This window comes from Nocardiopsis nanhaiensis (genome assembly GCF_054778635.1).
Genome location: NZ_BAAGZJ010000003.1, coordinates 58,307 through 77,636 on the forward strand (window position 1 = coordinate 58,307; position 19,330 = coordinate 77,636).

Here is a 19,330-nt window from a genome sequence, read left to right on the forward strand (position 1 = left end):
CTAAGCGCCTGTTGAGAAGGGGTGTCGGCCCCTGCCCTTGGGTCCCCTTTCCCTCTGCCGGTAGGGGCTTTCCCGCGGGCACAGGAGGTCCACGTAAGTGCGGGTTTCCCCGTTTCCTGATAGCCGCCGACCCGCCGTCGCAGCGAAGCGGGTCAAGGTGGAGCGCCACTGACGCGCGAAGCGCTCGATGGCGACGACCTTGAGGCGCGTAGCGGAGACGGCCACCATCAAGCGGCAGGAAACGGGGAAACCACCCGCACCCACCAACAAACCCCGGCCCACCGGTGCCAGCAAACCCCCACCCACCGGGTCCCGGGCTACACCAGCGCCCCACTCACCAGTACTCACCAGCGCCCCGCACCGGGGGCTCAGCGCACCGGGAGTCAGGGAACCAGGGCGCGGATATCGACCACGGAGCCGTCGCCGTCGGTGGTGTAGGACACGACCGCCCCGGGGACCGGGAGCAGGCGGTACCCCTCTTCCGCACCGGAGGAGGCGGGACCTACCTCCAGCCACGCGCCGCCGAGGTCACCCGCGGCCAACGAGGCGACAAGGACCGACACCACACCGCCCTCCGCGCCCGACTGAGGGACGACCCGGGGGACGAGCAGCGTGTCCTCCAGTACGGCGGCGTGCGCGACGTGGCCCGAGTGCACCCCCTCCTCGTCGATCGTCACCCGGGCCCTGACGTCCCCATCGGCGTCGGCGGTGAGCACCTCGAACGCTTCCCGGTCTCCGGCGGCGAACTCCCCTTCAGGGTCCTCGGCAGGCACCGCCAGAACTGCCCCGTCGGCGTCCGCGCGCAGGACGCGTTCGGCGTCCGGACTGGGCAGCCCGTCCTCGTCGAGCGCCTCCTCGGGCTGGTCGAGCGGCTCCCCCGTACCGGGGTCGAGCAGGACCTGGCCGTCGTGGTCCATGAGCCGGAAAGCGTGCTCCGCCCCGAACTCGGACGGGGTTCCGCTCACCCGGTCCAGTTCGATCCGGTCCGCGGGTTCGGTGACCGGATACTCGTGGCGCCACAGCTCCTCCCCCGTGTCCAGGTCCATGGCGGAGACCACCGCGGCCATCGAGTCCAGCTGACCGCCGTAGACGAGGATGTCCTCGACGCCACCCGGTCCGGGGGCGTCGGCGGAGCCCGTGAGCGTCCCCTCCTCGTACTCCCGGGCGTCCACACAGGCCTGGGCCACCACTACGCGTCCCGCACCGGTGTCCGGCGCGTACGCCGGCCACGGGTGGGGCTGGTACTCGCAGAGCAGGTCGTCGGCCTCGGGGACGAAGGCCCACCGGGGGTCGCCGGAGTCCGCCTCGCGCGCCTCGAACCCCTGACGCCCGTCACCGTTCCGGTACTCGTGCAGGGTGGTCGGGAGGGTGTACGCCAGCACACCCTGTTCGGCCGCCGGGCGCTCGGCGGTGATCTCACCGGTTCCGGGGTCCAGCAGCGTCTCCGTCGACGGACCGTCGCCCGGACGGTGCACGAGCAGTGCCGCACCCTCGAACAAGCGGGTCTCCAGCCCGTCCGCGCGGGGCTTCCGATAGGTCCACAGCTCCTCACCCGTGGTCCCGTCCAGGGCCGTGAACCCGTCGCTGAGCTCCATGACCGGCCCGTGTGGCCCGGATCCCACAGCGGTCACCGTGGCACCCCGCGGCGGTTCCCAATCCCAGCCCGGCTCGCGGACGTCGAAGGGGTACGGCGGCGGATCACCGGGGTCCGTGTCGGCGACCCGGTGGACCGTGCCCGGGAAGGCGACGGAGACCGCCAGCCCGGCGGCGAGCACCACGGCCAGGGTCACGGCCGTGGACCAGAGCAGGGCACGGACCGGCACGCTGCGCCCGGTCGTCTCCGTGCTTTCCGCCAAGACCGCCTCCCGACCCGGGTTCGGGCGCCGCGCGCGAAGCCCCGCCGCCCGCCGTGCGATCGACAAACTAGCAGCGGCCGACGCACCGTCATCAGGCCCCGTTCGGGGCCCGTGTGTCAGTGGTCGGCGGACGCGCGGGGCCGCGGGACCAGCCCGAGCCCGGCGCGGAGTTCGGCGCACACGTCCTGGCAAGTCTCGTCCCTGGTCACCACGTCGACATCCCCACCGCGCGCCCAGCGAGCGAGCTGGTCGGCCCACTCGTAGCGCGGCATCGACACGACGTCCGGCGGCTCGGTCCCCTCGCTGACCGCGTCGGGGACACCGTCGGTGAGGACGGTGACCCGGCAGCCGGGGTGGGTCTCGTCGAGGTCGACGGTGAGCGGTTGCTCGGAGTGCAGGACCACGACGTGGATCGGGTCGGGGTTCTCGGTGGACATGGGCGCCTTTCCAAGGGGGAACGCCGGAAATCTACCTCTCCCGGGGCCCTACCGAAACGTCATCCCAGGGCCGGATCCGGTCACCCGCACCGGAAGCGGTATCGCGCTCGGAGCCGGTACCACTGGAACCGCACCGCCGGGGATCAGGGCACCAGGCCGTAGAGGACGGAGTGGTACCTGGAGCCCACCACGTTCTCCACCTGGAACACGACGGCTCCGGGCACCGCATGAGGGCCCTGCTCCTCGGAGAAGACGAGCTCTCTGTCCAGGGGGTCCTCGACCGGGATGACCCTCTCTGCTCTCTCCGCACCGAAGAGGTGTGTCTCGACCTGGAGTTGCCGCCCGTGGTCGCCCTCGCCGTACTCCGTCACCAGGTACCGGCCTGAGAGGACAGTGTCGCGGCGGTCGCGCCAGCTGGAGGGGGCGGGATCCGTGGGCCTCGTCGCGTCCGTCCTCCGCCGACCACCGGCGGTTGGTGAGGTTTCCCTCCGGGAAGTCATCGGTCCGGTAGATCACCGTCCCGGTGTCGAACCCGTGCAGCTCGGCCCAGTCGTAGCCGGTCAGGTCCACGACGTCGTCGCCGGTGGCCGGATCGACCACCGAGGCCGTCCGCACCCCCAGAGCCGTTTCCGCACCGCTGTTCAGGGGCGGCCGTCGATCAGGTTCAACCCTGCCAGGCGCCCCACGCGATCGCTCCGTGAGATGTCGTGCTCCCAGGTCCAGTCACGGGACCAGAGCTCGTCCCCGGTGCGCGCGTCCAGCGCCACCACGGATGCCTCCACCGGCCCGGAGAGTGACTCGGGCGCTTGCCCTTCGTCGTCCTCCCACTCCTGCTCCTCCTTCCACAGGTCGGGGTCGGCACAGCGGTACCCGAGCAGCACCGTGTCCCCGAAGGGCAGCGGCTCCTCCCCGTAGCAGAGCTCTTCGGGACCGCCTTCCGGCGTGTGCTCCCACACCGGCTCCGCACTCTCCGACTCGTAGGCGAAGACGGTCTGCTCGCCGTCCACCCGGCGGGGGTTCTCGGCACGCAGGGTGACACCGGCGGCGGTCACCGGCTCGTCGAGCACGTGCTCTGGATCGCTGACCTCGGGCCACTCCCCCTCTTCGACCACCTCACCGGTGGCGGTGTCCAGCAGCACCGTCCCCTCCCCGCTCTCGAACAGGTTGCGGTACCGGACATACGCCAGCTCCCCGCCGGCGATCACACCGCCGTCCACCTCTCCAGCGTTGGGGAGACGGTAGGCCCACAGCTCCTCCCCCGCCCGACCGTCCAGGGCGACCAGCCCGTCAGTGACCGTGAACACCGGCCCCCGGGCCCCGGCATCGGTCGAGAGGAGGTCCGTGTGTTCGGGCGGCTCCCAGGTCCACCCCACCCGGGTCACGTCCTCCGGTACCGGGACCGCCTCGCTCCCGGCGGACGCGACGGTGCGCACCGCGGTGCGGTAGTGGGTCAACGGCACGGCCAGCGCCGTCAGCAGGACCACGGCGACTACCCCGGCGGCCGTGCCCACGGCGGTGCGGCGCCAACCCGGGGGCACCGTGGCGGGGAAGGTCCGGCCGGGCCGTTCCCCGACCAGGATCACCAACACACCCAGGGTCACTCCACATCTGCCGAGCCACAGCGCCACCTCCGGCACCGACGGCGAGTGGTGACTGGCGGGGTCGGCCCACCAGCTGAACGCCTCGCGCGGGGCGTCGATCCAGGTGAACACGGCGAGACCGACGGCGAGCGCCGCCAGGAGGAGGAACCGCACCCGCGTCGAGTCCCGCGGCTCCCGCGCCCGGGGCACGTCCTCGCTCCGCGAGACCGGGTAGAGCCACAGGGCCGCGGCGAGGAAGAACAGCCACCAGAGGCCGCCCATGCTCTCCGGCAGAGTGTCGGGCTGGTGGACGAACAACCCCCAGGCAAGCGAGCCCACCACCAACGCGGCCCCACGACGATGAGCCACCGGCCCACCGCACCCGCGGGTCTGCCAGCACGCTGTTCGGTCTTCTCCGCCACTCTGTCTTGGTCCTGCCTCACCTGCGAGATGGGGGATTCGGGGCCCGCGAAAAGCTACCAGCCGGTGCGCACCAGGACCAGGGACCGGGAGGGATCGGCGGCTCGGCAGGTATGCGGGTACGACTACACGGCGGGCGCTTATGGACAACACACCCCGGGGGCACCAGGCTGGCTCCATGCGACTGCTCCAGCGGCTCCACCGGTTCGACCGACGCGTGTACGACCGGGTCACCCGGGTGGGCACACCCCACCTGGACGGGTACACGCCCAAGTTCGTCCAGACCACCGACAACATGGCGCCCTGGGTGCTGGTATCGGCCACCCTCGCGGTCACCGGCGGGCCCCGGCTGCGCCGCACCGCACTGCGCGCGATCGTCGCCGCTGGGGCGGCCAACATCGGCGCCACCGCCGTCAAGTACCTGGCCCGGCGCCCGCGGCCGGACAGCTCGGCGGTGCCCACCGCCCGTTTCCCCTACCGCAGCTACCTCAGCTCCTCCTTCCCGTCCGGGCACACCGCCGCCGCGACCGGCTACGCGGGCGGCGTCATGGCCGACGCCCCGGTCCCGCTGTCAGTGCTGGTGTCCGCGATGGCGGGCGCGGTCGGCTTCTCCCGCGTGTACAGCGGGGTGCACTACCCGGGTGACGTGCTCGGCGGCGTGGCCGTGGGCGCCAGCGCCGCCGTGCTCGCCCGGGCCCTCGTCCCGCCACGGCCCGAACTCGCCTTCGGGGCGAGCACCGTTCCCGCCGGTGAGGCCGCGGTGGACCGGGAGGGGGCCGGGGTGACCGTGGTGCTCAACCCGCGCGGGGGCGACGGTACGGTGCCCACCCTGACCACCGCCGACACCACCACCCGGGTGGCCCGGCACCTGCCCCGAGCACGCATCGTCCCGATGTCGGTCGACGACGACGTCGCCGAGGTGATGGACAAGGCGGCCCGCGACTGCGAGGTACTGGCGGTGGCGGGCGGCGACGGCACCGTCAACGCCGGGGCCACGGCCGCGCTGGCCCACGACCGGCCGCTGCTGGTGCTGCCGGACGGAACCCTGAACAACTTCGCCCGTACCTTGGGACTGACCTCGGTGGAGATCGCGCTGCGCGCCTTCGCCGACCGCCAGGTGGCCCGGGTGGACGTGGGAGAGGTGGACGGGCACGTCTTCCTCAACACGGCGTCGTTCGGGTCGTATCCGCGCATGGTGGAGCGGCGCGACCGCTGGGCCGACCGGATCGGCAAGTGGCCCGCGTTCGCGTTGGCGATCTGGCGGGACCTGCGCGAAGTCCAGCCCACGGCGGCGCTGGTGGACGGGCGCCCGGCCAAGGTGTGGTGGGCGTTCGTGGGCAACTGCCGGTACCGGACCCACGCGCGGGTGCCGGGGCTGCGGGAGAGCCTGGACGACGGCCGGTTGGACGTGCGGGTGCTGTGCGCCCGGTCGCCGTTCCCCAGGCTGCGTGCGGTGGCGGACGTGCTGTTCGGTCGGCATCTGGCCGGTGGGGGCTACACCGAGCGGCTGGCCGAGGCGTTGACGCTGGCCATTCCGGAGAGGCCGCGCCTGCTCGCGGTGGACGGCGAGGTGATGGAGGGCTCGGCTACCGTGGCGTTCCGCAAGCGCCCGGCCGCGCTGCGGGTGTTCGTTCCGGTGGTGACCCACAGCTGACACAGGGGTCGGGCGGCCGGACGGGGCGGGGCAGGCGGCGGAACCGAGCGGTCAGCCGTCCAGCCCGACCAGGATCGTGCCGAGGTCCCGCCAGGCCTGTTCGGTGTCGGGGCCGCGCTGGTGCGGCGCGGCGAACCAGTCGACGAACTCCACCACGTCCTGCAGGTCCCAGCGCAGCCGGTACAGGGAGAGCAGCGCGGGGTCGGGGACGTGCCCGGCCGCGTCGGCGTAGTGGGAGAGCTCGTCGGGGTCGTCGGTGACCAGCCAGAGGTCGCGTTCGGGGACGGCCAGTCCCACGGTGTCCCAGTCCACGAACAGCGGGCCGCCGTTGCGCCACAGCAGGTTGCCGGGGTGCGGTTCGCCGTGGGTGGTGACGGCGCGGGACGTGTCGACCTCGGAGGCGTGCCGGGCGAACTGGTCGAGGCGGCCCAGGAGTGCCGTGCGGTGACGGTGGAGGAGTTCCGCTGTCAGGACGGCGAAGGGCCCCTGGTCGCCGACCTTCTCCGGGTCCGCGGCGAGCTCGGCCAGCCGGTCGGCCCCGGCCAGCTCCGGGCGGGCCGCACGGATACTGTCCGGAGGGGTGCGCCGGTGCAGGCGGGCGAGGGTGTCCAGGACCCGGATGCGCTGTTCGGGTTCGAGTTCCTGCCCGAAGTCCCCCGAGGTGCCCTCGGTGTAGGGGAAGACGCTCAACGCGTAGCGGTGGCCGACCCGCTCGACGGTGGCCCCGGCGGCCGAGCGCAGCGGCGCCACCACGAACCCGAGCCCGCCCTCGTCGTGCAGCTGGGCGGCGGTGTCCGTGGCGCGGGCCAGGTTGCCGAGGACCGTGTCGGCATCCGCCCCGAGGAAGGGTTTGTGCTCCAGGTCGGCGAGGGTGAGGAACCAGCGCCGCCCGGAGGTGTCGGTGGCGCTCCAGTGGTGGTCGCCGAACCCCAAGGGGACGTACGCCATCGCCACGGCATGGATCCCCCAACCCGCCAACGCGTCCTGGATCCGGTATTCATCGAGGTCAACAGGCCTGTCCCACATACCCGTGACGCTAACAGCCCCTCCCTCACGGAGACACCCGGTTTCCGTCAGCCCGCCGCCGGACGTCGATGCGTTGTTTCCGCCCCGACGAGAACGCCGGCACGGAGCACGGACAGCGGTATGCGGGCCGACCGGTGAGGAGGCAGGGGTCAGGGCGGTTCCGGTTTCCAGTGGGTGCCAGCCGCACCCGCTTCGGTCCCGCTGTCTGCCGACTCCAACCGCAAGTCCCACCCCTGAGCCTCGAGCCAGGTCTCCACGGCCGCCTTCTCGTGCCGCAGCTGGTGGTAGCGGGAGCGCGCCCGGTCGCGCCGCCTCGACGGTCTGCTGCCCGACTGCCTCAGGTCGCGCGCCGCCTGGGCGATGCGCCGTTCGTAGTACACCCCGATGACGGCGGCGGCGTTCACGTGGCTCAGGTAGCCGTGTTCCTGCCACGCGGCCAAGTCCTGGGAGTGCAGGGATGCCAAGGCCTCACCCGCGGCGTTCGCGCCGCTGTGCGCCCCGCGGTTTCCCCGGTGGGCACTCAGCGTCTTCTCGAGGCGGCCGGTGAGGAACTCCTCGACCGCCTCGCACGCGACAGCTTCCACGTGCTGGGCATCCCAACCCTGCGGCATCGTCGCCACCTCCCCGTCTCCTGCCGATTCTAGGAGGGGCTCACACAGGTGGCGGGCTCATCCGCGGCGTCCCGGGGTAGCGCGCGGCGAAGGTCACTCCGCCCATGGGTCGATGGCCTCCGCAGTGCCTGTCCGACGTCCCTACTGCCTTCGGGTAGATGAGGGTTGACTGGAATCAGCTCGTTCGGTCGACTGGGTGAAGTGCCGGAAGGCACGGCCCGTCCTTGGCGGAGCCGCCCTGGATGAGCTGTCGGCGGTGCGGAAACCGGATCGAGGGGGAAGATCATGGCAGCGGAGCAGGAGAACGGGTCCAAGGTCGTCGTCGGTGTCGACGGCTCATCCCATTCCCGGGCAGCCCTGGAGTGGGCCGCCGCGGAGGCCGCCCGCCGCGGGGCCGTACTGCGTATCGTGCACGCCCTCGGCCTGCCGGTGTTCGTGGCGACCGGACGGATGTCCCGCCTCTCACCGACCGACGAGATGACCGATCAGTCCACCGCCGTGCTCACCGAGGCCGACGAGCATGCGGCCCGGCTCCAGCCCGGGGTGGAGACCGAGACCGTCATGGCCATGGACGAGGCACCGTATGCGGTGATCAAGCAGAGCGACCCGCAGGATCTGATCGTGCTGGGCACCCGGGGCCTGGGCACGGTCGCCTCGGTGTTCGTGGGGTCGGTGAGCGTGCGCGTGGCCGCCCAAGCGCCCTGCCCAGTCGTCGTGGTGCCCGACGACGGCGAGGGGCGTCCGGCGACGACCTCCCTGGACCGCGTCGTCGTCGGTGTCGACGGTTCCGGCCCCTCCCGCCGAGCGCTGGGCTTGGCCGCGGACTTGGCGGCGGAGGCCGAGGGCGAGCTCGTCGTGGTCAACAGCTGGGAGGTGCCCCTCCCCTACGGCTACCCGACCGGGGCGTACGGCCCCGGCCTCCGGTCCCTGGAGGAGGTCTTCGACCAGCAGTCCGAGCAGCTGGTCACCGACTTGCTCGCGGAGGCACTCGAGGGCCGCGATGATTCCGCTGTCGAGGTCAGCGTCGTACGCACCGATTCCCACCCGGTCGACGCGGTGTTGAAGGCCGCCGAAGGGGCCGACGCGATCGTGGTCGGCTCCCGCGGCCGGGGCTCGGTCCGAGGGCTCTTCCTCGGCTCGGTGAGCCAGGGCCTCCTGCACCGTTCCCCCGTCCCCGTCGTGGTGCTGCCCAAGTCCAGCGGCGAAGACTGAGCTCACCGCAGCGAGTCCGTGCTTCCTCCCGGGCGGACTGCTCTTGAGCTGGTTCGCGGCCGAGGCCGTGGCCGACGCGGCCGCGGTCTCCGTACCCGGCGCAGCTCTGAACCTTCTCCTCGTCGCGCTCGGCAACATCGTCGGGGGCAGTCCCATGGTGACCCTGGTGTACTACTCCGTGTACCTGAGGCCGGGGGCGCTCGCCGCAGTGACCGGGGTCAGCGCGGCGCCGCCCCGCCCGGATCGGTATGGAACATGGAACGCGGTTCAGGCTGGCCCCCGTTGGGGGTGACCAGCCCGAACCCCGTCCGCCACCGCCCTGCTCGCTCCCGATTCACAGGGCCCGGTAGGCGGCCAGGCGCCGCTCGAACACCACGTCCACCGGGTGCGCCCTACTCCGGCTGCGGTCAGCGACCATGAGCAACTGGCGGGTGGCATCGCTGAGGAGTGCCGTCACCGCGTGCGCGAACGCCTCGGGAGGCAAAAGCGGTTCGGCGCCCAACACGAGGGGTTTGCGGGTCGCCCCCTCCAACCGTGCCCAGCCGTGCTGTTCGTCCCAGGACATCAGGACTCCGGGACTGTCCAGCGTGGGTTCCAGGCGCACCAGTGCGCGGCGACTGTCCCGGAGCTGGATCTGGCTCGTGGGGAGGTGGACCATCGGCTCGAAACGGACCTCCTTGCGCAACCGGTCCACGCAGGCGCGCACGTAGGCGTGGTGGTTGAGTGGCCACGGGACCGCGTTGACGTCCGGATAGGGGAGCCGTGTCCCGGCGAGGCGCGGAACCGGTTCGGCTCGTGGAGCCGGTGTGGGCTCAGGCTGGCTGCTCATGTTGCCCCCACGACAGTGAACAGCACCGTCACCGGGTAGCCGGACCGCCGTCCCTGGAGAGTCACCACGCGCTCGCGGCCTCCTCGGCGCTCGCGCCTGGACTCCTTCGGTTCGGCGAGTACCGATCTCCAGCGGGCGGCCACGCCGTCCGGTCCGAACAGCCTGTTCGCGTCGCGGCTGCCCCTGCCCGCCGCGTAGTGGACGATCAACCTCCCGTCTGTGTCGGTGACGCAGGTCGTCAGTCCGGGCCACAGGCCGGGCTCGCTTTCCAGAAGCCCTGCCACGTCCCGGGCAGAGCAGATCACCTTTCGGGGCCCGGGGATCAGGGGCTCGGAGGGGAACCCGGTCAGTGGCTTTGGCCGCGGCAGCGCTCGTGGAGCCATCGCGGGCAGTATGTTCATGTTCGTGCTCCCATCAGAGGCTTTCACGCGCTCTTCTCAGGTGGGAATCGCGCGACTCGGTGCGCGCCTTCTCCACATATTCGTTGATGGACTCGCACGTGATCCGTCGAATCCATTTTTTCGGTCCGATCTTCACCGACTCCAGTTCCTCGGTGTAGCAAAGGTCGTAGACGACACGTTCGGAGATGTCGAGGATTTCCGCAGCCTTGCGCACGCTTACCAGGAGCTTCTCATGCTCAATGACGCGGATTTCCCCCCGCGGCTCTGCCATGCTGCGAATCTAGCAACGGAGGTGGTTCCTGTACAGGGAAGGTACTGCCTTTACCCATTTCTGCCTGTTAACCTATGTCATAGTTCAGGCCTAAAGACCTGTCAGACAAAGAGGCCTTCGACTCCGGTGGATCCTGCTAACTACTGCGAGCCTCGAGAATGAACTTTTCCCGGTTGTGACCTAATCGTCAGCGAAACCCGGAGTGCAGCGGCATCCAGAACGGGGCTTCCTTCGTCCACAGGTCCCGCCCCGGGTTCAGGCATTGGCCCGGCTGGGCCCCTCAACCGAGCAGCCGCCAAGCGCAGACGGCCGCCGGGGATCTGTTTCGGTTCCCGGAAGGGCACCGGGAAGGCCGATGCTCCGGTCGGGCCACAAGGCGCCCGTGTTGCTCCGGCACGCGGCACAGTACCGGAGCCGCAAGCAAGGGTGCCCGCCCGGGGCAGCGGCGGTTCCACCGACTGGCCCCGGTTGCCACGAGGGGCCATTCCCAGCAGAAGTACCGGACGAACGTCGAAGTGAGAGGACTGAAGTCCTCGTACGTCAGGTCGGCGCCCATGGAAAGGCGCCACACAGCTACCGTGCTCATTTCCACTTAGGCGATCGGTTTCCGTGCTTCCGGCGCAAGGCCCACCATTCAGCCACGACACACCGCAGTACCCGTGAAAAACACGTGGAGGAGCACGCTGCTCTCCCCTCGCTCATTCTCCTGGTTCTCCGAGGGCAGGAAGCCTTGTTCCCCGAGCCTTTCCGGGGGCGCACCGGCCGAGGCACTCGCACCCTTGCTAGCTCCCGTCTAGCGGAAGCCTGACGCCGTCTCGCGCCTCCTGGGCAAGCAGCGAGACAGGCGGGAGGACAACGGCAATGGACGGCACCGGGACACTGGACCCGCTGGACGTGCAGTCGCCGCTGCGCACCGCGGTGATCGTGGGAAGCACGCGTGAAGCCCGCTCCGGCGGGGACATCGCCGCCTGGGTGGCCCGCGTGCTCAGGGCCCGCCCGGAGTTCACCCCCGAACTCGTCGACCTGGCGGCCTTCGACTTCCCGAACCGCTATCCGGCCGAACCCACCCCCGAGATGATCCGCTTCACAGAAGCCTTGGACCGGGCCGAGGGGTTCGTCGTCGTCACCCCCGAGTACAACCGCAGCTACCCCGCCTCCCTCAAACAGGCCATCGACTTCGGCTACGACGAATGGCGGGCCAAACCGGTGGGCTTCACCTCCTACGGCACCGGAGACACCGGCGTGCACGCCGTCGAGCACCTGCGCACCGTCTTCGTCGAACTCCAGGCGGTGACCATGCGCAACCGGGTCGGCCTGGACCTGCTCACCGAAGACCCGGCCCACCTGGGCGGTCCGCACGTCGAGAGGGCCGCGACGGCGATGCTCGACCAGCTCCGGTGGTGGGGCCTGGCCCTGCGCGAGGCCCGCGCGCGGCGCCCGTACCGGGAGTGGCCCCGATGATTCCCGCCTCCTCACACGGTCTCTCCCTACGGAGACCGACGATCCGCACTCAAGAATCCGCACTCAAGAAAGAAGGAGCCATGGCGATTCGCGACGATGACGCCGCCATCCGTGCCGAGGGCCTGGTGAAGGTCTTCGGGAAGAACCGCGCGGTGGACGGCCTGGACCTCACCGTCCCGGCAGGCCAGGTCTACGGTGTGCTCGGCCCCAACGGGGCCGGAAAGACCACGGCGGTGAAGATGCTGGCCACGCTCCTCCAAATGGACGGCGGACAGGCCCAGGTCATGGGCCTGGACGTACGCACGCAGGCCAACAAGGTACGGGACAAGGTCAGCCTGACCGGCCAGTTCGCGTCGGTCGACGAGGACCTCACCGGCATCGAGAACCTCATCCTCATCGGCAGGCTGGTCGGCTACCGCAAAGCGGCCGCCCGCCGCCGGGGCGAGCTACTGCTGGAGGCCTTCGACTTGCAGGACGCGGCCTACCGGCAGGCCAAGAACTACTCCGGGGGTATGCGCCGCCGCCTGGACATCGCCGCCAGCATCGTGCGCCCTCCGGAGCTGATGTTCCTGGACGAGCCGACCACCGGCCTGGACCCGCGCAGCCGCAACCAGGTGTGGGACATCGTGCGCATCATCGTCGCGCAGGGCACCACGGTGCTGCTCACCACCCAGTACCTGGACGAGGCCGACCAGCTGGCCTCCCGCATCGCCGTCATCGACCACGGCCGGGTCATCGCCGAAGGCACCCCGGGTGAGCTCAAGTCGTCCGTCGGCGCCGGGTCGGTTCAGCTGCGGCTGCGCGACGCGGCCCAGCTCGAGCAGGCCCGCCGGGTCCTGGCCCAGGCCATGGGCGCGGAGGTCACCAGCGGCGCCGACCCGGTGGCCCTCACCGCCCGGCTGACCGGATCCTCCGACGCCGCCGACCGGGCCGCCCACGCCTTGGCCGAACTGTCCCGCAACGGGGTGGCGGTCGACGACTTCGCGCTGGGCCAGCCCAGCCTGGACGAGGTCTTCCTCGCCCTGACCGACCACCCCGCCCACGACCAGAACACCGACGAGCAGACCGCGAAGGAGGCCGCGTAATGGCCACCGCACCGACCGACGCCGCACCCACCCCGTCGGCAACCGCCTCATCGAGCACTTCGTCGGCCGAACTGCGGGCCGTACTGATCCCGGAGGAGTGGCCCAAGCGGCCCAGCGCAGCGGCGTCCACCGCGGCCTTCGGCTGGCGTGCGATGCTCAAGATCAAGCACGTGCCGGAGCAGCTGTTCGACGTCACGGCCTTCCCGATCATGATGACGCTCATGTTCACCTACCTCTTCGGGGGCGCGATCGCCGGGGGCACCGGGGACTACATCCAGTTCCTGCTGCCCGGGATCATGGTCATGAGCGTCATCATGACCACGATGTACACGGGCTCCTCGGTCAAGAACGACATCGACAAGGGCGTGTTCGACCGTTTCCGCACCCTGCCGATCTGGCGACCCTCGCCCATGGTGGGCTACCTGTTGGGCGACGTGTTCCGCTACACCACCGCCTCGGTGGTGATCATGGGGTTGGGGTTGCTCCTGGGATTCCGGCCGGACGGGGGCCCGGCCGGAGTCGTGGCCGGAGTCCTGTTGCTGCTGGCGGCGGCCTTCTCGCTGTCGTGGATCTGGACCGCGATCGGCCTGATCGCCCGCACGGAGAAGTCGGTGATGGGCATCAGCATGCTGATCCTGTTCCCGCTGACGTTCCTCAGCAACGTGTTCGTGGACCCGCGGACCATGCCGGACTGGCTCCAGGTGTTCGTGGACCTGAACCCGATCACCCAGCTGGTGACCTCGATCCGCTCCGTGATGGCCGGAGTGCCCGACGCCGCCGCCATCACCTGGGTGGGCGTGTTCTGCGCGGCCTCGGTGCTGGTCTTCGGCTCGCTGACCATGTGGCTGTACAACCGCAAGTGAGCCGCGGTGGCGATCGACCCCGTCAACCGAGGCTGTGAGGCCGGGTCCCGCCCCGGAGAGGGGCGCTGGCCCGGCCCTACAGCCGCCAGCGGGGCCGCGTGTCCGGACGGTAGGAACAGTGCGCTCCGGTGGACACCGACTCGCGCAGATGGGCGGCGAGCTCGGGGTGGCGCCGGTCGAGGCGCCCCAGCGTGTCCCGGATGCGCGCGGTCACGGTCTTACGGGCGCGCTCGGCGGCGTCGCCCAGGCGTCGGGGGCGCCCGCCCAGACCCGCGGCCGAGCGCAGCTCCCCCAGCAGCGCCGCGCGCTCCCGGTCGCGGGCGGCGGCGCGCTCGTCGTCACCTAGCGCTTCGGCCTGCTCGATCAGCTCGTCCAGTTCGGTCAGCCTCCGCCGGAACTCCGCCTTGGCCCGCTCGTCCAGGACGTCGTCCCCGCCCATGCGGGCGGCGGACTCCGCCTCGGCACCGCCGGCCGGGTTGACGAGCCGTACCGCGGGCACGTCCACTCCGGGGCTGGACAGCAGAAGGTGCAGGTCGCGCAGGCCTTTGGCGTCCGGCATGTGAACGACCGCCCCGGCGAAGCGGAGCGACCAGGTCCCGGAGTCGAACCGGAACTCGTGGTCCGGCCCCGAATCCACCGGCGCCGGACCCGCCGCGGCCCGTTCGCGCTGCCGAGCCACGCGTGCGGGGACGTGGTGCATCCCCGCTGCCTGATCCCCGGCTTCGTCGAGGAGCGCGAGGGCCGCGTCCCCGTCACCGTCGTCCGCGCGGTCCAACAGCGTTTCGGCCAGCGCTAGCAGCGCCTCGACCGTCCACGGACGCGAGCGCAGCGCCCGCGCGGAGGCTACGGCCGCGCGCAGGTGCTCCAAGGCCGGCTCCCAGCGCCCTTGGGCGGCCTCCACCCGTCCCAGCCACAGGTCGGCCGGGCCCCCGATCTCAAAGCCGTACATCGACACCAGCCACTCTCCGGAGTAGGGGGCGAGGTCTCCGCGGGCGCGCTCGCTCAACCCCGGATCACGGGTGGCGGCGGCGACCTGTGCGCGCAGCCGCCACCACAGCGGGGCAGTGCCGTTCGGCGGCTCGCCGTCTTCGTGCTCGTCGAGGAAGGCGCGTGCGGCGGCCGCGTCGCCGCGCTGGACCGCGGCGATGGCCTGCTGCAATCCGGCCAGCAAGGGGGTGGGGCGCTGCAGGGGCCGACGGTACAGCTCCTCCAGCTCCGTGTGGCGGCCTTGGAGCAGGAGCAGGCCCCACTCCTCGTGTTTGAGCAGCTCGTCGCCTCCGCCCACCTTCTTCCCGGTTCCGGGGGCGAACCGGTGGGCCTCGGCCAAGGCTTCCGCGGACGCCCCGAAGTCTCCGAGGATCCCGGACACGATCGCTTGGTCGATCTGGCTCACGAGCACGAACAGCGGTGCGCCCTCGTTTCGGGCGCGGGCCGCGAACGTGCGGAACTGTTCCAGGTAGCGGGGGTCGCCGAGTTGCAGCAGCGCCACCCATTGCAGGGCCGAGGCGATGTGCACCAGCGGCTGGTCGTCGGTCTGCCGGGCCAGCTGTTCGATTTCCCGGCTGAGAGCGAGCCGTTCCCGCGCGCTTCCCGCTCCGAACACCGTGGTGTGCAGGAAGGACAGTGCGAAGGTCAGCGCTTCGTCGTCGTTCCGTTCTCTGGCCCGGCGGACCAGGTGTTCCAAGACCTCCCGCGCCTGGACCGCCGAGGTGCCCCGCCTCGTCCGGTCGGGCAGGAGACCGCGGTGCGCCTCCGCGACGAGCTCCTCCCATCTGCCGGAGCTCCCCTCCTGGCAGGTGTGGGGGAGGGACAGCACCACCCGCGCGAACAGTTCCGGTTCCCGGGCTTGCGAGGAGAGTTCGAGGGCCCGCTCGTACTCCCGGCCCGCGTGCGATTCCTCGCCCCACCGGCTCAGCATGGCGCTGTAGTCGAGTATGAGGAGCACGCGCGGCCGGGGTGCGAGTGAGTCCGCGCGCTCCAGGGCACGGCGGTAGTGCCGCAGGGACTCCTCCCCGGCCAGCCGACCTGCGGCGTCCTCGGCGGCCCGCGCCAGCAGTTCGACGGCCCTTTCCGCGTCCAGGTCCTCTCCGGCGGAGTAGGCGTGCCGGGCGAGGTCGGGAGGTGACATCATCCCGGCGATCCGGGGTGAGCGGTCCGCTGCCCGGACCACGCTGAGGTGCGCGGCGGCGCGGTCCCCTTCGGTGAGGTCGGCCTCCAAAGTCTCCCGTACCAGGTCGTGGGAGAAGGCGCAGTGCCCGCCGCCCTGGATCACCACCAGTTTCGCCACCGCGGCCTGCTCCAACAGGCGGTCCACCCGGGCGTCGGGCTGCCGCGACACCGCTGCCAGGATCTGGCGGTGGAACTCGCGGCCGAGCAGTGCAGCGGTGGTGAGCACGCCGCGCACCGGCTCGGGTAGTACGTCCAAGCGCCGCCGTACCGCCTCGCGCACCCCGGGTGCGAGGGTCGTGGCCCCGCTTCCGCCCTGCCACAGGCGTGCGGCCTGCTCGACGAAGAACGGGTTGCCGCCGGTCCAGCGGTGGAGCGCCTCGACGGTCTCCTCGTCCGGGCGCCGCCCCGCGGTGCGTTCGACCAGGGCACCCGTCTCCTTGGGTTCGAGACCGCTCAGCGCGAGTGTGACGGCCCTCGAAGCAAGCGACGCCAGGCGGCTCTGCAGGTGGTGGCCTTCGTTCTCCACCTCCGCGTCGCGGTAGGTCCCCACCACGAGGACCCGTTCGAACCAGGTGTGCTGGGCGACGAACTCCAAGACGTCCAGTGACGCCGTGTCCGCCCAGTGCAGGTCCTCCAGCACCACCAGGACCGGCCGGTTCCGGGCCAGGGACACCAAGGCCTCGGTCAGTGCGTCGAACAGGGCGAACCCGGCTCCCGGGTCTCCGGTGTTCTCACCGAACAGCACTGCCAGGGCCTCCCAGGTCCCCTGGTCGATCCGTGCCGCCCCCGGTAGGTCGGCCGCGCGGCGCAGCGCACGGCCGACCTGGATCCACGGCCACAGGTCGGGGACGCCATCGGAGTCCCAGCACGATCCGCTGAGCACCAAGGCCCCGGTACGGCGGGCCTCTTCCACGGCAGCGGTGGCCAGACTGGACTTGCCCACGCCGGCCTCACCGGTGATGAGCAACAGACCGCCGTGGCTGTGGGCCGTGCGCCCGATCGCCGAGTGCAGGACCGAGACGGGGTGCTCACGCCCGATAAGTCCGGTGCGGGCGCCGGGAAGGTCGTGGGAAGAGAGGGCCATGCCACTCCCAACACCACCGAGGGTGCCGGGCTTCCGCATTCCCGCACCGGAACCCGACGGGAACCCCGACTCGTCCGGTTTCAACCCACCGGGGTCGGCTGGAGTGTGCTGGCACCTCGATCAGCGGCACCGGCAACACTCTCAGCTGCGCATGACGAACGGATCCGCGACGGGTCCTTCATCGGTATTGATCCAGACGCTCTTGAGGCGGGTGTACTCGCGCATCGATTCGATGCCGTGTTCGACCCCGGCACCGCTGGCCTTGAACCCCTGCCGGGGCGACATCGGAGACATCGCCCGGTAAGTGTTGACCCATACCGTGCCGGCGTCCAAACTCCGGGACATCCGGTGCGCCCGTGCGAGATCGCGAGTCCACACACCCGCAGCGAGGCCGTAATCCGTGTCGTTCGCCAGCTGGAGGGCCTCCTCCTCAGTATCGAAGGGCATCACTGCTGCTACCGGGCCGAAGATCTCCTCCCGGGTAACCCGCATGTCGTTGGTGACACCGGTGAGCACCGTCGGGGCGTAGAAATACCCGGGCAACTCAGTGTCGGGACGGCACCCGCCGGTGAGTACCCGTGCCCCTTCCGCCGCACCGGCTTCGACATAGGAGTGCACCTTGTCGCGCTGGCCCTCGAAAGCGAGCGGCCCCAGCTCCGTCTCATCTTCCAGCGGGTCACCGATGACGATGCTCCGTGCCCGGAGTGAGACCTTCTCGAGCAGCTCGTCATAGACACTGCGGTGGGCGAAGACTCGGCTGCCAGCGATACAGGTCTGTCCCGCCGCAGCGAAAATGCCGGCGACCACGCCCATCGCCGCGTTGGAGACATCCGCGTCGCCGAAGACGATGTTCGGGCTCTTGCCGCCGAGCTCCAAGGTGCAACCGATGAACCGCGCGGCCGCGGAGGAGGCGATCGCTGAACCCGTCGCCGTCGACCCGGTGAAGGAGAGCTTCGCGATCCCGGGGTGGTCCACCAGCGGACGGCCGGCCTCTGCGCCGTATCCGGAGACGACGTTGACCACTCCGGCCGGAAACCCTGCCTCGGCGGCCAGTTCGGCAAGGCGCAGGACGGTTCGCGTGGTGTGTTCGGAAGGCTTGATGACCAGGGTGTTCCCGGCTGCCAGTGCGGGGGCCAGCTTCGAGGTCGTCAGCGTCAGCGGCGAGTTCCACGGCGTGATGGCCCCGACCACACCCAGCGGTTCCCGCAGGGTGTAGTTCAGCACGAGGTGGGAGCTGGTCGGGATCTGGTCGCCCTGCACCTTGTCGGCGAGTCCGGCGTAGTAGTAGAAGTACTCCGGCAGTGCTCTGAGCTGACCTCGCATCTCGCGCAGGAGCTTGCCGTTGTCCAAGGACTCGGACCGGGCCAGCTCCTCGGCGTTCTCCGCGACAAGATCACCCAGTCTCCGCAGCAGGTGCCCCCGCCGTGTCGGAGACAAGTCCCGCCACCGCTGGTCTCGGAAAGCCCTGTCAGCCGCCCGCACCGCCCGGTCCACGTCGACCTCGTCGCCCCGGGCGGCCTCGTAGAGGACCTCGAGCGTTGCGGGGTTGCGGCTCTCGAAATATCCGCCCTCGGTCGGAGCGACGTACCCGCCGCTGATGAAGTGGTCGTACCGGTCAGCCATACGGGTCTCCACTCGTCTCGTCGAGGAAGGTCAGGATGGTGTCGGCCAGCTCCTGGGGACACTCCGTCGGCAGCATGTGCCGTGCGCCGTCGACGACGACGCCTCGTCCGTCCGGGACGGTTCGAGCGATGCTTTCGGTCATCGCGGGCGTGGACCCGGGGTCCTCGGATCCGGTCACCGCGAGAACCGGCATCGCGAGGCCGGCGAGGTCCTCGGCGACCTGCTGGTCCGCCGTGGCGAAGACCTCGTAGACCCGAAGGTATGAGGCAGTGTCGTTGGAAAGGAGCACGCTCCGAGTGGCCTCGACCTGTTCTTCGGACACGGGGGTCCCCTCCGGGTACCACCGGCGGATCGACGCCTCCACGCTCGCGTGGAAGTCCCTGGTCGCGGTGTCGAGCCGGTCCCGCACCGACTGTGACTCGACCGGTGTGCGCTCATAGACGGAGCTGACGCAGGTCAGTGTCTCGATCCGGTCAGGGCGGCGGCTCGCCAGCCGCTCCGCGACGAGTGCCCCAACCGAGAACCCGACGAGGTGCATCCGCGCCGGCAGCCGCTCCGCAACGTCGTCGGCGAGCCCGTCGAGCGTCACCGCCTCCGGCAGAACCGGCTCCGAGCCGTGCCCCGGGAGATCGATCGCGACGACTGGACGATCGGTCCGCCGGGCGAGCTCGTCGACCAGTGGACCCCACATAGACGTGTCCAGCCCGACTCCGTGGAGGAGCGCGATGGGCACCGCCGTTTCGGTCAT

Annotated in this window: 18 protein-coding genes; 6 read left to right on the forward strand and 12 right to left on the reverse strand. The window is 70.7% G+C overall.

The annotated features are described in order from the left end of the window. Nucleotides 1–383 precede the first annotated feature (383 nt). From ACYVD1_RS02115 to ACYVD1_RS02130, 4 genes are all read right to left on the reverse strand, one after another. Complete coding sequence (locus ACYVD1_RS02115) at nt 384–1,856, reverse strand: hypothetical protein (RefSeq protein ID WP_460767016.1); 1,473 nt, start codon at nt 1,854–1,856, stop codon at nt 384–386. 116 nt (nt 1,857–1,972) lie between these two features. Further along, on the reverse strand, nt 1,973–2,293 hold the full coding sequence (locus ACYVD1_RS02120; RefSeq protein WP_460767021.1) for a hypothetical protein: 321 nt from the start codon (nt 2,291–2,293) through the stop codon (nt 1,973–1,975). Nucleotides 2,294–2,436: 143 nt separating this feature from the next. Next, nucleotides 2,437–2,664 (reverse strand): hypothetical protein, encoded by a 228-nt coding sequence (locus ACYVD1_RS02125; protein WP_460767024.1) that lies wholly within the window; start codon nt 2,662–2,664, stop codon nt 2,437–2,439. A gap of 270 nt (nt 2,665–2,934) precedes the next feature. Next, complete coding sequence (locus ACYVD1_RS02130; RefSeq protein WP_460767027.1) at nt 2,935–4,242, reverse strand: outer membrane protein assembly factor BamB family protein; 1,308 nt, start codon at nt 4,240–4,242, stop codon at nt 2,935–2,937. A gap of 229 nt (nt 4,243–4,471) precedes the next feature. Here ACYVD1_RS02130 and ACYVD1_RS02135 point away from each other — a divergent pair, with 229 nt between their 5' ends. Next, a complete protein-coding gene (locus ACYVD1_RS02135) occupies nt 4,472–5,947 on the forward strand; it encodes a bifunctional phosphatase PAP2/diacylglycerol kinase family protein (RefSeq protein WP_460767030.1) in 1,476 nt (491 codons plus the stop codon). 51 nt (nt 5,948–5,998) lie between these two features. Here ACYVD1_RS02135 and ACYVD1_RS02140 read toward each other — a convergent pair whose 3' ends face one another. Both ACYVD1_RS02140 and ACYVD1_RS02145 read right to left on the reverse strand, forming a co-directional pair. Beyond that, on the reverse strand, nt 5,999–6,973 hold the full coding sequence (locus ACYVD1_RS02140) for a phosphotransferase (RefSeq protein ID WP_460767033.1): 975 nt from the start codon (nt 6,971–6,973) through the stop codon (nt 5,999–6,001). A 149-nt stretch (nt 6,974–7,122) separates the two neighbouring features. Beyond that, nucleotides 7,123–7,593: a hypothetical protein gene (locus ACYVD1_RS02145; protein ID WP_460767037.1), complete on the reverse strand. Its 471-nt coding sequence runs from the start codon at nt 7,591–7,593 to the stop codon at nt 7,123–7,125. Nucleotides 7,594–7,869: 276 nt separating this feature from the next. Between ACYVD1_RS02145 and ACYVD1_RS02150 the strand changes: the two genes are divergently transcribed. Continuing rightward, the gene (locus ACYVD1_RS02150) at nt 7,870–8,796 is read left to right on the forward strand and encodes a universal stress protein (protein WP_460767042.1); all 927 of its coding nucleotides are present in this window, start codon (nt 7,870–7,872) and stop codon (nt 8,794–8,796) included. 43 nt (nt 8,797–8,839) lie between these two features. After that, nucleotides 8,840–9,088 (forward strand): hypothetical protein, encoded by a 249-nt coding sequence (locus ACYVD1_RS02155; protein ID WP_460767045.1) that lies wholly within the window; start codon nt 8,840–8,842, stop codon nt 9,086–9,088. A gap of 42 nt (nt 9,089–9,130) precedes the next feature. Here ACYVD1_RS02155 and ACYVD1_RS02160 read toward each other — a convergent pair whose 3' ends face one another. The 3 genes from ACYVD1_RS02160 to ACYVD1_RS02170 are packed head-to-tail and all read right to left on the reverse strand — an operon-like array spanning nt 9,131 to nt 10,297. Continuing rightward, nucleotides 9,131–9,625 carry a hypothetical protein gene (locus ACYVD1_RS02160; RefSeq protein ID WP_460767049.1) on the reverse strand — a complete coding sequence of 165 codons (495 nt, stop codon included), beginning with the start codon at nt 9,623–9,625 and terminating at the stop codon, nt 9,131–9,133. Continuing rightward, nucleotides 9,622–10,008 (reverse strand): hypothetical protein, encoded by a 387-nt coding sequence (locus ACYVD1_RS02165; RefSeq protein ID WP_460767054.1) that lies wholly within the window; start codon nt 10,006–10,008, stop codon nt 9,622–9,624. The genes ACYVD1_RS02160 and ACYVD1_RS02165 overlap by 4 nt, the downstream gene beginning before the upstream one ends. Nucleotides 10,009–10,039: 31 nt before the next feature. After that, nucleotides 10,040–10,297, reverse strand: coding sequence for a helix-turn-helix domain-containing protein (locus ACYVD1_RS02170; RefSeq protein WP_460767059.1), 258 nt, complete (start codon nt 10,295–10,297; stop codon nt 10,040–10,042). Between the two features lie 861 nt (nt 10,298–11,158). Between ACYVD1_RS02170 and ACYVD1_RS02175 the strand changes: the two genes are divergently transcribed. From ACYVD1_RS02175 to ACYVD1_RS02185, 3 genes are all read left to right on the forward strand, one after another. Further along, the gene (locus ACYVD1_RS02175; protein WP_460767063.1) at nt 11,159–11,758 is read left to right on the forward strand and encodes an NADPH-dependent FMN reductase; all 600 of its coding nucleotides are present in this window, start codon (nt 11,159–11,161) and stop codon (nt 11,756–11,758) included. Between the two features lie 80 nt (nt 11,759–11,838). Continuing rightward, entirely contained in the window at nt 11,839–12,843 is a 1,005-nt protein-coding gene (locus ACYVD1_RS02180) for an ATP-binding cassette domain-containing protein (protein ID WP_460767068.1), read from the forward strand. Further along, a complete protein-coding gene (locus ACYVD1_RS02185) occupies nt 12,843–13,706 on the forward strand; it encodes an ABC transporter permease (RefSeq protein WP_460767071.1) in 864 nt (287 codons plus the stop codon). The genes ACYVD1_RS02180 and ACYVD1_RS02185 overlap by 1 nt, the downstream gene beginning before the upstream one ends. A gap of 76 nt (nt 13,707–13,782) precedes the next feature. Here the strand turns inward: ACYVD1_RS02185 and ACYVD1_RS02190 are convergent, their stop codons facing one another. The 3 genes from ACYVD1_RS02190 to ACYVD1_RS02200 form a co-directional block, all read right to left on the reverse strand. After that, nucleotides 13,783–16,959, reverse strand: coding sequence for an ATP-binding protein (locus ACYVD1_RS02190; protein WP_460767076.1), 3,177 nt, complete (start codon nt 16,957–16,959; stop codon nt 13,783–13,785). A gap of 141 nt (nt 16,960–17,100) precedes the next feature. Beyond that, nucleotides 17,101–18,582, reverse strand: a complete 1,482-nt coding sequence (locus ACYVD1_RS02195; protein ID WP_460767079.1) for an aldehyde dehydrogenase — start codon at nt 18,580–18,582, stop codon at nt 17,101–17,103. Beyond that, a complete protein-coding gene (locus ACYVD1_RS02200; protein WP_460767082.1) occupies nt 18,575–19,330 on the reverse strand; it encodes an alpha/beta fold hydrolase in 756 nt (251 codons plus the stop codon). The genes ACYVD1_RS02195 and ACYVD1_RS02200 overlap by 8 nt, the downstream gene beginning before the upstream one ends.

Bases quoted from the DNA above. Each gene is read 5' to 3' on its own strand.
- ACYVD1_RS02120 (WP_460767021.1), bottom strand. From the start codon at position 2,293: ATGTCCACCGAGAACCCCGACCCGATCCACGTCGTGGTCCTGCACTCC.
- ACYVD1_RS02135 (WP_460767030.1), top strand. From the start codon at position 4,472: ATGCGACTGCTCCAGCGGCTCCACCGGTTCGACCGACGCGTGTACGAC.
- ACYVD1_RS02140 (WP_460767033.1), bottom strand. From the start codon at position 6,973: ATGTGGGACAGGCCTGTTGACCTCGATGAATACCGGATCCAGGACGCG.
- ACYVD1_RS02150 (WP_460767042.1), top strand. From the start codon at position 7,870: ATGGCAGCGGAGCAGGAGAACGGGTCCAAGGTCGTCGTCGGTGTCGAC.
- ACYVD1_RS02160 (WP_460767049.1), bottom strand. From the start codon at position 9,625: ATGAGCAGCCAGCCTGAGCCCACACCGGCTCCACGAGCCGAACCGGTT.
- ACYVD1_RS02165 (WP_460767054.1), bottom strand. From the start codon at position 10,008: ATGGCTCCACGAGCGCTGCCGCGGCCAAAGCCACTGACCGGGTTCCCC.
- ACYVD1_RS02170 (WP_460767059.1), bottom strand. From the start codon at position 10,297: ATGGCAGAGCCGCGGGGGGAAATCCGCGTCATTGAGCATGAGAAGCTC.
- ACYVD1_RS02175 (WP_460767063.1), top strand. From the start codon at position 11,159: ATGGACGGCACCGGGACACTGGACCCGCTGGACGTGCAGTCGCCGCTG.
- ACYVD1_RS02180 (WP_460767068.1), top strand. From the start codon at position 11,839: ATGGCGATTCGCGACGATGACGCCGCCATCCGTGCCGAGGGCCTGGTG.
- ACYVD1_RS02185 (WP_460767071.1), top strand. From the start codon at position 12,843: ATGGCCACCGCACCGACCGACGCCGCACCCACCCCGTCGGCAACCGCC.
- ACYVD1_RS02190 (WP_460767076.1), bottom strand. From the start codon at position 16,959: ATGGCCCTCTCTTCCCACGACCTTCCCGGCGCCCGCACCGGACTTATC.
- ACYVD1_RS02195 (WP_460767079.1), bottom strand. From the start codon at position 18,582: ATGGCTGACCGGTACGACCACTTCATCAGCGGCGGGTACGTCGCTCCG.
- ACYVD1_RS02200 (WP_460767082.1), bottom strand. From the start codon at position 19,330: ATGACCGAAACGGCGGTGCCCATCGCGCTCCTCCACGGAGTCGGGCTG.